The organism is Methanococcoides vulcani, from assembly GCF_900111645.1.
GTDB classification, from domain to species: Archaea; Halobacteriota; Methanosarcinia; order Methanosarcinales; family Methanosarcinaceae; genus Methanococcoides; species Methanococcoides vulcani.
The window spans coordinates 166,245-180,614 of record NZ_FOHQ01000002.1 but is presented as its reverse complement, the minus strand read 5'-3'; the positions used below and the strand labels follow the sequence as shown (position 1 = coordinate 180,614).

Genomic DNA, 14,370 nt, shown 5'->3' with positions numbered 1-14,370 from the left:
TCACTGTTTTACCCCTAATATTTTCTTGTACATTTCCAGTGTTTGCTCGACAATTATATCTGAATTGTATTTATTTTGTGCTATGTGTCTAGCACATTCACCCATTTTCACTCTTTTTTCTTTATTTGCAAGCAATTCAACTGTGCATTCGGCTATCTTTTCTGGGTCGTTTTGATCCATGAGATAACCATTTACTCCATTTTCAACCAGATATTTATTACTGTTTATTTTAGATACTATTACAGGAGTTCCTGTTGCCATCGACTCTATTATTGACATTGGTTGTGTTTCTTGATTTGAGAGGAGATAAACAATTGATGCTTTTTGGTATAATTCAAGAATTTTATCTCTTGACACCTTTCCCAAATACTCCACATTTTGAGTTAAATTGTTTTTTATAATTGACTCATTTACTTTTTCTAAATATGTTTTATCAGAACCACCCGTTAAAATAAGTTTTACATCGGGCACCTTTTCTTTTACTAGCTTTATTACTTCTATCGCTGCTAATTGGTTTTTTCGTTCTGTAATTCTGGCAGGATAAATAATAAAATTCGATTTATCCTTTTTAGTTGAAGAAATTGAGAAAAATAACTCATCTATTGGATTATTTATTTGGAAGATCCCATTCATTTTGTCATATGTATTCATTTCTTTAAGTATATCTATCACATAAGGACTGATGGCCACGAAACCATCCAGTTTTGACAAGATTTTTTTCAACATATATGTATTGTAATCATGGTAAAGTAAACGTGTTAATGGATTTTTAACAAATTTTTTTTCAATATGGAATATTCCATGTAAAGTCAATATTTTAGGAATGTCCATATCCATAATTTTTGCTAATGCTATAGGATAATGTGCATGTATTAAATCGAAGTCATTCTCTTCTATAAATTTCCTAATTTTAATTGGATCTCCAAAACTTCTAGGTAACAACTTAAAACTTGGTATATAATGCACAGGAACGTTTGAAAAATATTCATGTGTGAAAGGATTTGTCACATCATTACGGATAGTAACTATACTTACATCTATATTATTATTAGATTTGCAAATACCTTTTACAAGATTATACAATACATTTTCAGGTCCCGCTCCTGGAGAATGATTTGGCAATGGGAATTCACCGATATAACATACTTTCATAGTACCAACCATAATTTTTTATATAAGTTTTTGATTCATTCCAATAGCTTATTGTACTCATCAGAAATTTGATTCGCAATGATTTTCCAATCATAGTTATTTCGAATTTTTTCTTGATTAAATTCACCCATCATCATTCTTAATTTCAGACTTCCGATTAGTTCAATGATTTTATTTGCTAATTCAAGAGAATCGCCCGGAGTGATAAGAAAACCATTTTCTCCATCCACAATCACCTCTGGAATCCCACCAACAGGTGTAGAAATTATCGGTAACCCTGCAGCCATTGCTTCCAATATTGAAATTGGTAACCCTTCAATATATGAAGGCAATATGAATATATTTGATTTTTTGTATGTATCAACCATTTCCTGCTTAGAAAGCATTCCTAAGAAGAAAGTATTGTTATCAATATTTAGTTCACTTGCATATTTTTTGATCTTGTCAAATTCACCCAGCTTTTCTTCTATACCAGCGAAAACAAATCGAGCATTATTATGTTTTTGCAAAACGTGTGGAATGGAATCCAAGATATCATATATCCCCTTTTCCTTTGCTAGGTATCCAGCAAATAATATATGAATAAATCCATTTTTCGATTTTAGTACATTGTCAGGAAGGTACAAATCGGAATAAACGCCATTCGGAATGACTATAATTTTATTCTTATTTACAATCTCTGCGAAAAAATCATTCCAACCATTAGATAATACAATTATTCTATCAGATATATTTAAAAAGAATCTAATCAATGATTTAGTAAGGGGAATTCGAGTATTTTGATAAAATTCACTGAAGCCTCCACCATGTATGTGCATTATAACTTTAGTGAAAAAAAGTTTTGAAACAATCAAAAATATAGATTTTTCCCAGAATGCCATATAGGAGGAAGTATGAATATGTACTATTTTTGGGCGCTTAAAAGATAGTAAATATATTAATTTAAATTTGTTTTTTAAAAATAACAATAGATTTTTTATTAAAGATTTTTTTATAGAATAATCTCTTGTTGTATCGAGATATAAAACATTGTACTCATCGTTAATACCCGATTTTAGCAGATCCCCTACATAAGTTGCAATTCCCCCCATCGGAGGAGGCGTAGGTCCCAAAATCAAGACAGTATTTTTATTAGTCATATTAATGCCATATCATTTTTCAAGATCGTTGGTAACTTTCGAAATTATCCATCTATATTTTCCAGCCTTTGTCCGAGAGATTTCATCAACGAACTCCAGATTGATACCCATATTAGGACCAACCCTTGAACGAAACTCATTTAGCAATAATTCACTATCTTTTTCAGAATATTCAGGTCTTTTTACAATTTTAATTATGATCCTATCTATAGATTCTTGGATGATCTGGGATCTTTCAATGTTTACCAGTGGCTTAAATGGGTGCGTCATGACAGATGATGATAAGACGTTTCCCTCGGGAGTCATAATCATGTCCTCTAATTTTGTTTCTACGGCTTCCATAAGAGGTAGACTTCTTCCACACTCACATTCCCCTTCCTTTAATCTAGTAACATCTCCTGTTTTGTATCTAATTAGGGGCATTCCATAGTTATTCAAACCCGTTGAAACAATTTCACCAATTTCATCATAGTTGTCTATGATTTTATCATCTTTTGTTAATTCAACAATACCGTACTCAGAATAGATGTGGTAATTTCCATGCGAACACTGTCCTGAAGCTAGTGTACGCTCAGACAGACCGTATAGATCATATATTTTGCACTGGAACTGTTTTTCAATCGTCTCCCTTTGAACAGAGTATATGGGCTCAGATGATGTGAAAACAGCATCTACTGGAATTACAACATCATTATCAAGCATGTATCTAGCCAAAGTGTAAATTGTTGAAGGGTATCCCTGTATTGCTTTTGGAGATATTTTTCTAATTTTTTCCACGTAATCTGGAAGTGTTTCATTATTCATATGAAATGATGAAAAAAACACCTGCTTTTCAGGGAGATTATATCTCCAGAAAGGTTTCTTCTTTTTGGACAATGGAACGATCACGTTCCCCCTTAGAGTGACACGCTGATCATTGATACCAAAACCTGCCCATCCCCAGTGTCTTCGAATAAATGCATTCTCCATTTCCATTAGATTTTTATCCCAGTAGAATTTTAATGGAGAGCCAGTTGTTCCGCTTGTATGCACCAGTTGCAATTCCTTGATGTCATAATTCTTTGCGATGAGATCTTGGAAATTATGACGAATATCATCTTTTGTTAGATATGGTAATTTCACCAGATCATCTTTAGTCCTTATATCATCAGGAGTCAGATTGTTAGCCTTGAATATTCTATGATAATATGGGACATTTTCATAAGCGTGTTTTACCAATGACCTTAATTTTTTATTTTGGTATTCTTCTAAGTCTGATCTGTTGTAGTATTGGGTTTTTTCCAATTCATTTAGGTGGCTAAAAACACGCTCATTTAAGTTTTGTTTCCTATAATAATAGCCATATGCAGACACTGCAAGGTTATGAAGATAGTATGGGCAATTGTCATATGCTGAAGCCAGTATTTTCTCTAATTTAGGAAATTTTGCTAATTCTGGGATCATATCAATCAACCACCATATGATCTAATGAATAACTTAAACAATCCAGTATCTCAGATGTCATGAAAATATCCGGGAAGTTGTTATCCGGTTCTATAGTTGATGTTTCGATCCCCATTACCGATGATAATAAGTTGAATAATTTCGGGTCCACTGTATCTGCGAATCTGCGTCTTGCATACTGCCTATACATCCCGTAACCAAACCTGAAGGCTCTGTGTTTGATAGGGTAATCTCCTAGATTGGCAGTTCTGATCGAGGTGATCAATGAGGATGGAAGGCTTTTCATTGATGCACTTTCCCATCTGTTTGCAATGTCCCTGATATTGTTCTCCAGGACGTCCATTGCCTTCTCTGAATTTTGTATGTATCTGCTGTCCCATTTGTTTCCATATAGGAAGCAGGGGATTGCAAATGCGTAGGCACCGCTTAGGTAATAGGCAAACATCAATCCGCTTTTGGACCAATCGAATCGTCCATCATTGTATTGTACGGATGCCAGCCATTCGATCCCTTTCTTAAGCTCCTGGTCAAGCCAGTTGCTTTCAAGCGCATCGATGATCTTCAAAAGGTAGTAGATCGTCACGCCCTGGTAATGGATGCAGGGGATCTCAAGACCGTATTGATAGTTCCCGTGGTTTTCATTGGTATAAGGATAAGCTCCATCAGGGAACTGGTATTTGCAGATATGCTCAGCGGTTTTCTTTGCGATCTCAATGCACTCTTCATCGGAGAACACCTTGCCATATTTTGCAATAAATGCTCCGCAGGTGGCATCCACATTAAGGTGGTCCGCAACATATACGGAAGATTTTTTGAAATATCCCGGAGAGGTATAGTTTGCAAGTACGAAATCCTTTGCAAGCTGGATCGTTCTTTCGAGGTCTTTTCTCCGGAGGGCGACATATCCATCAAGAAGTGCTTCACCAACAATGGATGTAATAAGTGCTGAAGGCTCATCGTATTTGACATGGATCTCGTTCCAGCAACCATCAGGACTCTGCTTTTTAACAAGCTGGTTCAGGAGTTTCTCTATGATCTCGGTATGGTCTTTTCCATCCATTCCATTGATCCTTATCAGTGTCTTGACACATTCGGCATTGACCCTGTTCCTTGCAATTCCATAAACCGGGTCTATAGTATAGGCTACATCGTCCTCTATCTTCAGATTTGGATAGATCCCATTCTCAATTATATGGGATATTGTTCTGTAGATGCGATTATTCAGATCCTGCATATCCTATACCATCACTGTAATCGATGTTCATTTTTTCAGTACCGATGTTGTGGAGGTTCTCTTTTAATCCGGCAGCAATTTGCTTACGACTGTAGTTCTTTTCAACAAAAGCACGCCCTTTTTTCCCCATCTCATCCATCTTCTGGGGATCTTCCAATAAATCCAATATAGTAGCAGCAATGTCATCTGCAGAGTTCTCTGCAATGACTCCTCCACCAGAGGTTTCTGCAAGTTTTCTGATCTCGCCTTCTCCACAACCCACAAAGGGAATTCCACATGCCATGCACTCATATGCCTTTGTAGGCACTGCATATTCAAGTGTCTTCAACTTCTTCAGTGGTGCAAGACCGATCAGTGATTCAGAGAACATTTTAGGGACGGATTCCCTTGGGACCATGCCAGGGAATTCGACCAGATCATCAAGTCCGTTCTCAGATGTTACCTTCATAAGATCCTCTTTGATGTCTCCATCACCAGCAATTATAAGCTTCAGATCGAACTTTTCATTGATCTTCTTCAAAGAAAGTATCACGTTTTCCAGATCCTGTGCATGACCGATATTCCCTGCATAGATCATCTGGTTCTTCTTTGGAACATCAACAGGATAGAAAAGCTCAATATCAACTCCATTGGGAGTTACTTTCACCTTGTTCTCATCAATATTCCTGTAAGTTCGTAAAATGTCTTCACCGAGTTCCTGGGTAGTACCACTGATAAGATCTGCTCTTGAATAACAGCCCTGTTCATACATCCGGCTGATCTTTTCAAAAAAACTGCCTTCTTTCAGGAAGCCCAGTGATATAGATGCATTTATCCATAGATCCCTTACGTCCATAACCCATTTTTTCCTGAAAAGGACCTTGGAAAATAATCCCCCAAATCCTGTGAATATCGGAGGTGCAGAAGTGATAATTACATCAAATTTACGATGATGGAGAAGAATCCATAAAATCGTATGCATTGGGAACGATAGATAGTATGCCATCCTGCTAACGAAACCAGGATCCTTGGCATTTGGCTGCCATGCCAAAAGATTTACTAAATTTATTTCATTGACCTTCTTTGATTCAGAAAAGGACCATTTCCTATTAAATGAACCATGAGGAAAGTTAGGATGAGGAGAAAGCACAGTAACATCTTCACCTGATTTTTGAAGATGATTTGACATATCGAATATGCGAGAAGCATTCCCTGAACGCTCTGGCGGAAAATGCTGAGATATTATAAGGATCCTCATCTGACCTACCTGAATTTAAACTATTACAGTAATTAATTATTGGACTATATACACAAAAATCATATTTCCGTATCAAGTCGGTATTTCAATTCACAAAGCTTTTTTGATAATTTTTATCAAAAACCACTCACCGCTGCACATCCGCAGCAACCTTCACCTCACCAGCCTTCTTCACTGCCACAGCCTCAACCTCTTCCTCTTCAGCATCCTCGTCCACACTCACATGTTCAGGATTGGGATGAGCGAACGAAGGCTTTGGAACAAGCATGTGAATGGTCCTTGCGATCGAGTGCAGGATAAGTCCTGTGAATGCCATGAAAGTGCCTACGATGGTCAGCATTACCATTAGCATCGTTGGGCCGAAATTGAGGCTCCCACCAAGATAGAAGGTCTGCAGGGATCTCATTCCGAAATACAGGCCGGTCAGGCCAATTACCATGCCGGGAACTGTGAAATAGTACAGGGGTTTGTTGAACTCCATGTCCCTGAGAATCTTTACAAGAACTCCTATGCCATGTTTTACGGGGTGTTCGGTGGAGCAGTCCACGTCGTAGCGGACATCTATATCCACTTCTTTTATTCGCAGACCTGCTTTGGAGGCATCTGCGAGCATCTCGCTTTCGATGGCGAGGTTGTCGGCTTTGAAGCGGAAGGCATCGTATGTGTGGCCTGAGAAGGCCCTGAAACCGCTCTGGGTGTCGGTGATGTGTATTCCGCTGTTAAGCTTGGTAGCATGATCGAGCACTGTCTGGCCGACCCTCCTGTATGAGGGGGTGTCGGTCTCCTTGCCGTGCAGGTATCTGCTGCCGTTCACCATGTCAGCCTGGCCTGAAAGGATAGGAGCTACAAGGCAGGGGATCTGCTGGGGGTCGTGCTGGCCGTCAGTGTCCAGGGTCACGATCACGCGGGAGTTCTTTGCAGCGTCAAAGCCTGTTCGCAGTGCTGCACCTTTCCCCATGTTCCGGGAATGCACGATGACCCTTGCACCGGCCATTTCAGCGATCTTCGCAGTATTGTCACTGCTGCCGTCATCGACCACTATTACCTCGTCAACGTAGTGTCTTGTAAGGAGCACCACACTCCCGATGGAGACACCTTCGTTGAACGCAGGCAGTACAGCGGTTATGCCGGTCCTGCTGTAACAGCTGTAATCCTATGTACCCTGAACGGATCCACTTTCGTCGCTCATATTATCCACCCTAATTGTACTAACTGCACACCATTAGATACCCTATAAGAAGTGCAGAGAACAGAAACATATTATATAAATATACTTGTTTTAGATAATACTCTCTTAGAAAGTTGCAATAAGTAAAGGACATTGGATGCGTTTTCAATCATTTGACAAATCTATATCGTATTTCGCATATACACATATTCGTACTATTTTTGCATCATAATTATTCGAAAAATAAAATAATAGACACCGGTCGCATGTGTTCAACCATTCCAGATGAACGAAATATCATATACACTTCCAGAAACACATATAATCCAAGATACACAAATACACATCCTCACCAAAAACCCTCACAAATTCATACCACCCCCACATACACAAATCCCTGGGACGAGAAGATCGAGGCCAGTATCGAGCGCATCTGCCAGTCGGTCCGCATCGGTGCACTCTGCGGTGCATCATCCATTATTCCATCCTGCCTGCCACCACAAGCAGGGCAGTGAGGAAGTGCTTGAAAGGGTCAGCGGGCTGCTTGGCAGGCTTGCATCACGACTTGAGGACGAGGGCATCGACGCTGTGCTTCGCCCGAAAGACCACCGGCAAACCGACGCAATTCGGCAGCCGGGAGGAGACCCTGATGATGGCGTTAGCCATCGAGGGGGTCATGCCCTGTATCGATTTCTCGCATCTGCACGCACGAAGCAGCGGGGAGTATAACACACTGGAAGAGTTCAGGGGCGTGCACGGGAAGGTGGAGGAATATCCCGGCCGGGAAGGGCTTGAGGATATGCACTGGCACGTTTCCGGCATTGCGTATGGGGATAAGGGGGAGAAGAACCACCTGGTGCTCCGGGAGTCAGATTATAATTGTGCTGATATGATGGCAGCGTTTCGGGAGCAATGAATTGAGAGAGGAAAAAAGTAAAAAAAGCCTGACATAAAGAAAAAGAAGAAAAAAGAGATGCAGAATCTGCATCTCACTCTATCGTTTCACCGAAGTAATGTGCTACAATGGTGAGATCCTGGATGTTTACTTCGCCATCCTGATTTACATCCCAGCTTGGATGTGGTTTGTCAGTACCGAGGTTCTGAGCTACTATGGTGACGTCCAGAATGTTCACCACACCATCCTTATTTACATCCCAGCGTGGGAGGATCTTGATCACAGTGAGCACGTGTTGGGATGTCACCTGATCGGTTCCATCACTTACAACTGCTTCGATGGTATGAGTTCCGTCATGGGATTTATCAGTGGTCCATACATAACTGGAAGTTGTGCTGACAATAACTCCATCGATCTTCAGGAGATAAGTTAATTCCTGTCCATCTACATCAGAGGCGGTTACTCCAATATTGATGACATCTCCTTCCTCAAAGACTGCATCATTAGCAGGTGAGAATGCGGTTATTACCGGAAGATTATTCAAAGGATCATTGCTGATCGCATTCACGTTAATGAAGATAGCCTTTGAATCAGCAAGTTCCCCATCAGTAACTTCGAACCGTACACCATAAGTTCCTGCCGGAACATCTGATGGCGTCCAGGTGAACTCACCTGAAGTGGTATCAAAGGTTGCGCCGACCGGGAGACCTGTGGCTGAGTATGTGAGACTGTCACCATCTGCATCAGAGGCAGTTACGATGAAGTTCAGAGTTGATCCTTCATCGATCGTCTTGTCGCCAATAGGGTCCATCACAGGAGCAAGATTGCTAGTGGTTGAATGGGTTACTTTCAGTTTTGGTTTCTTGACCTCATTGACGGAACCGGTACCATCGAAAGCAATGTAGTTGTCATGCTCATTACGTGCCTTGATGAAGAAACCGGTGTTTGCATGTTCACCACTGACATAATCCTGTACCAGTTCTGTGACATCGAACTCATAGTTGCCGTTGTCAGGAACATCACTGCCACTAAAGGTTATTGATGCGTAAGGTACGCTTCCCTGAGCTGCACCATTCCTGTCGAACCAGTCTCCACCAGCATTATCCCATGGCCTACCGGAAGATTTCTCATTCCAGCTTACCTCTGAATGCTCCCAATCTGCTGCCCTGTAGACCTCAACAACTGTGTCTTGGTTGCGTGGAGCATTTTGTGGATAATACCAGGACAATGAGAGAGTTGCACTGGTCACAGTGTCTGTTTGCTCGTAATCGCTTAGGTCAAACCACATGACATCCCTGTAGCTGCCTACACCATCAATATTTCCGACATCCACATAGCCGTCTGCTGTGATCACAGTTTCAGGAGTGGATTCACGTAAACGATTGATGTACACAGTATCGACCATGTTTCCAGAAGAGCCTTCTGGGCTTACAATAATGGATATGATCTCAGAATCGGTAAATTCTCCATCGGTAACTTCAAAAGTTACACCATAAGTGCCTGCCTGACCTACATCCGGAGTCCAGCTGAATGTTCTGGATGCACCATTAAATGTTGCACCGGTTGGCAAACCTGATGCAGAGTACATAAGGCTGTCACCATCAGCATCTGAAGCAGTAATTACAAAGCTTAGGGCACTTCCTTCAGTAGCGGTCTTACCACCAATTGAACTCAGCACAGGTGCTGCGTTACTTGGTGTAGGTGGTGTAGATGGCGTAGATGGTGTAAAGTCACCATCTGCATACGGACCTATACCTGCATTAATTAGCGGTGAATCCGACCTTAGATGGTAATCATGATTTGCACGATCAACGAACAATGGATCAACATTGAAATCAGATGAAGACGAGCCGACATTGCGGTAATTACCTTTTTCGTTGTTCCATATATTGTTGTTATCCAGGATAAGATCATGTCTTGAGGCAAGATAATTATTGATCCCATACCCACTTGATGAGAAACCACTGTTATAATTTGTGCCGGTGATGATATTGTTTCTGATGTATATTTTGTAGCCGGTTGTGGTACCCATTCCAAATCTGTTACGGGTGATGATCCCATCTCCCTCACTACTATCGATCACATTATTTTCAATTACTGTGTTGTCCCAACCATTGATCTGGATCCCACCACTGTATGAGCCGTAACCTGTCGAGTCGTAGATCAGGTTATGATGAATATACAGATCACTTGCTTTATCGAGTGCAGGAGTTCCGGTCACACGGTTACAAACAACCACACCAAATTCTTGATGGGTTTTTATTTCATTATATGAAATATCATAATTCTGGCATGTGTATGAAGCTCCAGTAAGGGATAGATAGATCGCAGACAAACCATGTAATGCAGATGGGTCGGTCTGCATCACATTGTTAGTGATCACAACATTATCGGTGTTTTCTATTCTGAAACCACAATCACCATTCAAAACTGAAACGAGATTATCATGAATGAATACACCATCAGCTCCATGTATATAGATGTCATCATGACCTGTCCAATAGAATTCATTGTCATGGATGTTCATATTAGCTGGTTTTCCATCGCCGTTGATCTTAAGTCCATCATTTGCGATATGATGCATTTCCATGTTATAGATCTCGAAATCATACGGGTCACTAAGATCGCCATTAGGGCCATTATGCCGAAATCCGATCCCATCCATAAAACTCCGCCCGTGAATAGCAGGCTCACCATACACAGTCCTTACATACGTTTGTGAAAAGTAGTTCCCATCGATTTGAAAATCATGGATCTTAAAATTGTGTGCTGCACGCGTAGCAGGCTCAAACAATGATTGGTATTGCGGAAACCCACATTCATCCACCAATGTTATGATGGTCTTATCTACACCTGCACCCTGCAGGTCCATATTTGAATAGAATCTGACAGTATCGGCTATTTCGTAATTACCAGCTTTGATGTACACAGTATCATATTCAGGATGAGCATTCACAAACGCAGTTGCCTGATTGATCTGAACTTCGTCTGCTGTCCCATCACAGTTATAGTCACCACTTCCATCTGTGGCAACATATACGATCGGGGCAGTACTACCCAACGCAGTTGGGATGATAATTAACGAAACGAATGACAGTATTAACAATAACTTTAGTTTCTTCATGATGACCACTGAATATTATAATGGATTTTTATATTGTAATTAGATATATGTTCTGGGGAGTTCACGGTTATTATTACATATAAATGTTGTTAATTAATATTTTGGAGTTGTAAAGCAAAGTTGTGCTTTCCTCGACATAACATCCACTAAATAACGGTTTTAATGTACACTAATATGAGTACTGTGTCTACATTTCTTGTATTTGTGAACACAGAGTCCCGACGTGTGCCAGTTATGGTCAAAAGACATCCATGTCATCAAATAATATGAAGAATCGTGATAAATAGCACATAGTTACAGAACTCGATCAAAAATATACCAGTGATAGAACCAGCAGAATGAGATCACTTCGTATTTAAATTCGACAAGTGCAGGTAGTTGATATTGTCCAAAACCATTAGCAATAAGTCAAAAAACTCCTTAACCGAAGAACAATGGAGTTCATCACATACACTCATGCATTATATAACCATTTATACACAAAGCTGTATTAAGGGGAAAACCTTAACTTCTAAAAATATAAATTGTTACTTAATAATATGTATCATAAACCGTTATTCATATTTGCTCATCTTTTAGGAGAGTCTAGCTTTTATTCTACCTATAAACGTGTGGTTCACTCGCAGTGGAACCCCTACTCCGAGCTAAAAAAAGATCAGGAAAAACAACTGCGTCACATGATTAGTTTTGCCTGCGACAATGTTCCATACTATCACAAACTATTCAATGAACTGAGACTGACACCATCTGACATTAAGACGATCGAAGACCTTGAAAAGATCCCGACCCTTACCAAAGACACTATCAAAGATAACTGGGAGGATTTCAAACCAGTCGGTCTGGACACAATGAAATACTACATCTATTCAACAGGTGGATCCACAGGAACTCCCTTTCAATACAGGCAGTCGAAATATGATCGTTTTTTATCAGGTGCAATGCTCTATCGTGGATGGGGGTATGGTGGTTACGAACTTGGAGATCGGATGGTATTTCTGGCAGGTACCTCTTTGGATGTCGGGTCCAGATCCATCATAATCAACAAAGCTCATGAGATCTCAAGGAATATTCGAAGACTGTCTTCGTTTGATATGGGCCCCAAAGATATGCATCAATATGCAAAGATCATCAATTCATTCAAACCTAGATCTATAAGGGGTTATGCTTCATCGGTCAATTTTTTTGCTAATTTCATTGATGAGAACAATATTGACATTCCCCCCCTTCAGGCAGTTTTCACGACTGCAGAGAAACTGATGCCCCATATGCGGAAAAATATTGAAGATCTGCTCGGATGTGAGGTCTATGATGCCTATGGTCTGAACGATGGAGGCGTGGGTGCTTACGAATGTGCAGAACACAATGGACTGCACATCGATACTGAAAGAAGTATTATGGAAATTGTGGATGATGATAGCAAGCAACTGGAAGAAGGTGTTGGAAGGATACTGGCAACTAGTCTTCATAATTATTCGATGCCTTTCATCAGGTATGAAACGGGAGACATAGGACATCTCCTTAATGAAGAATGTGGTTGTGGAAGAAAATCCAAGTTGTTGAAAGAAGTCATGGGGCGGACTGCTGATATTCTGGTGACTCCTGACGGAAGGTATGTTCATGGATATTTCCTAATATATATTTTCTGGGATTATGGAAAAGGTGTAAGGGAATACCAAGTAGTACAGAAAAAAGTCGATAAGCTTGTCATCAAGATCGTACCAGAAGATAATTTTGATGAAAAACAACTGGACATGATCAGAGAGATCATTAAAAGTAAGTCCAGCGAATGGGACGTTGAATTCAGGTTCGTTGATGAGATCGAAAGGACAAAAGCTGGAAAGTACAAGTTTATCATCTCTGAGCTGGTATGATGTCAGATAATGATACTGTAACACTTATGGCCGTTGGAGATGTTATGCTGGGAGACCATTCCATCTGCATTGGTCACGGTGTGGGAAGTCTCATCAAAAAAAAACGATCCGAGTTTATATTTGAGAATGTTTCTGATATATTAAAAAAAGCAGACATTACATTTGGGAATTTAGAGTCTGTCCTGTCAGATATTGAAATAGATCCCGCTAACATCAGATCGGTACAATTAAGGGGCTCAGAAAGCTCGGTAGATGGTCTCGTGTCTGCGGGCTTTGACGTGATGTCTGTAGCGAATAACCACTGTCTGGAACATGGCGAGAGATCACTGATAAGAACTCAGGAATTACTATCTGATAGTAACATCAAGACAGTAGGTGTATCTGAAAATAAAATGAGATCCAGGGATCTGGTCATTTTAGATCGAAATGGAATTTCTTTTGGTTTCCTGGCTTATTGTCTCGTGCGTGATGAAACCGCTTATTGCTCTGTTGAAGACCCTCATGATATTGTCAGTGATATCAAAAAAGTCAAAGATGATGTGGACATTTTGATCGTTTCACTTCATTGGGGTAATGAATTTGTTAGAAAACCATCACCTGACGAATTTTCTCTTGCTCATGACATAATTGATGCAGGTGCAGATCTTATTCTGGGACATCATCCACATGTGTTACAGGGTGTCGAGAGTTATAATAAAGGAGTTATAGTCTATAGCATGGGTAATTTTGTTTTTGATATGTGGCAAAGGAAAATGAGGGAATCCATGATATTTTCATGTAAATTCTCTAAGAATGGTATTGCAGATCTCGAGATCATTCCCATATATATCAATGAGCATTACCAACCCACTCCTCTGTATGGGAAAGATAAAGATGTGCTCTTGTCGAAAATTAATAATGAGTTCTTAGAACGTGTTGGTGACGATACGTATCAAAAGGAAGTAAGGAATTGTAGAAGGCAATATCGTTTGGCCCTTGTTAAGCACTTAATTACAAATTTCTATCGATATAGACCCATGTACCTGTACCAGATACTTGGAAATTTTATCAAAAAATGATGTTGGTTTTATGAAATTATTAATTACATTGAAATTGGCCGATAGAAAC

General features: G+C 40.0%; 11 protein-coding genes. 4 read left to right on the top strand and 7 right to left on the bottom strand.

The window, feature by feature from the left end; translation table 11 throughout:
• The 6 genes from BMX02_RS04170 to BMX02_RS04145 form a co-directional block, all read right to left on the bottom strand.
• On the bottom strand, positions 1-1,152 hold the full coding sequence (locus BMX02_RS04170; protein WP_177165247.1) for a glycosyltransferase family 4 protein: 1,152 nt from the start codon (positions 1,150-1,152) through the stop codon (positions 1-3).
• A gap of 35 nt (positions 1,153-1,187) precedes the next feature.
• Positions 1,188-2,291 (bottom strand): glycosyltransferase family 4 protein, encoded by a 1,104-nt coding sequence (locus BMX02_RS04165; RefSeq protein ID WP_091689434.1) that lies wholly within the window; start codon positions 2,289-2,291, stop codon positions 1,188-1,190.
• Between the two features lie 12 nt (positions 2,292-2,303).
• Complete coding sequence (locus BMX02_RS04160; RefSeq protein WP_091689432.1) at positions 2,304-3,734, bottom strand: phenylacetate--CoA ligase family protein; 1,431 nt, start codon at positions 3,732-3,734, stop codon at positions 2,304-2,306.
• A 1-nt stretch (position 3,735) separates the two neighbouring features.
• Complete coding sequence (locus tag BMX02_RS04155) at positions 3,736-4,968, bottom strand: prenyltransferase/squalene oxidase repeat-containing protein (protein ID WP_244624817.1); 1,233 nt, start codon at positions 4,966-4,968, stop codon at positions 3,736-3,738.
• Positions 4,952-6,205, bottom strand: a complete 1,254-nt coding sequence (locus BMX02_RS04150; RefSeq protein ID WP_091689430.1) for a glycosyltransferase family 4 protein — start codon at positions 6,203-6,205, stop codon at positions 4,952-4,954. The genes BMX02_RS04155 and BMX02_RS04150 overlap by 17 nt, the downstream gene beginning before the upstream one ends.
• Positions 6,206-6,332: 127 nt before the next feature.
• Positions 6,333-7,280: a glycosyltransferase family 2 protein gene (locus BMX02_RS04145; protein ID WP_244624815.1), complete on the bottom strand. Its 948-nt coding sequence runs from the start codon at positions 7,278-7,280 to the stop codon at positions 6,333-6,335.
• 359 nt (positions 7,281-7,639) lie between these two features.
• Here BMX02_RS04145 and BMX02_RS11805 point away from each other — a divergent pair, with 359 nt between their 5' ends.
• Positions 7,640-7,888 carry a hypothetical protein gene (locus BMX02_RS11805; RefSeq protein ID WP_177165246.1) on the top strand — a complete coding sequence of 83 codons (249 nt, stop codon included), beginning with the start codon at positions 7,640-7,642 and terminating at the stop codon, positions 7,886-7,888.
• Positions 7,889-8,022: 134 nt separating this feature from the next.
• Positions 8,023-8,289, top strand: a complete 267-nt coding sequence (locus tag BMX02_RS11800) for an apurinic/apyrimidinic endonuclease family protein (protein WP_177165245.1) — start codon at positions 8,023-8,025, stop codon at positions 8,287-8,289.
• A gap of 73 nt (positions 8,290-8,362) precedes the next feature.
• On the opposite strand, the gene BMX02_RS04135 is transcribed toward BMX02_RS11800, so the two are convergent.
• A complete protein-coding gene (locus tag BMX02_RS04135) occupies positions 8,363-11,392 on the bottom strand; it encodes a disaggregatase related repeat-containing protein (protein WP_091689425.1) in 3,030 nt (1,009 codons plus the stop codon).
• Positions 11,393-12,069: 677 nt separating this feature from the next.
• Here BMX02_RS04135 and BMX02_RS04130 point away from each other — a divergent pair.
• Together BMX02_RS04130 and BMX02_RS04125 are read left to right on the top strand one after the other, a co-directional pair.
• Positions 12,070-13,263, top strand: coding sequence for a phenylacetate--CoA ligase family protein (locus BMX02_RS04130; protein WP_244624814.1), 1,194 nt, complete (start codon positions 12,070-12,072; stop codon positions 13,261-13,263).
• A complete protein-coding gene (locus tag BMX02_RS04125; protein ID WP_091689421.1) occupies positions 13,260-14,321 on the top strand; it encodes a CapA family protein in 1,062 nt (353 codons plus the stop codon). Before BMX02_RS04130 ends, BMX02_RS04125 begins: the two co-directional genes overlap by 4 nt.
• Positions 14,322-14,370: the final 49 nt, after the last annotated feature.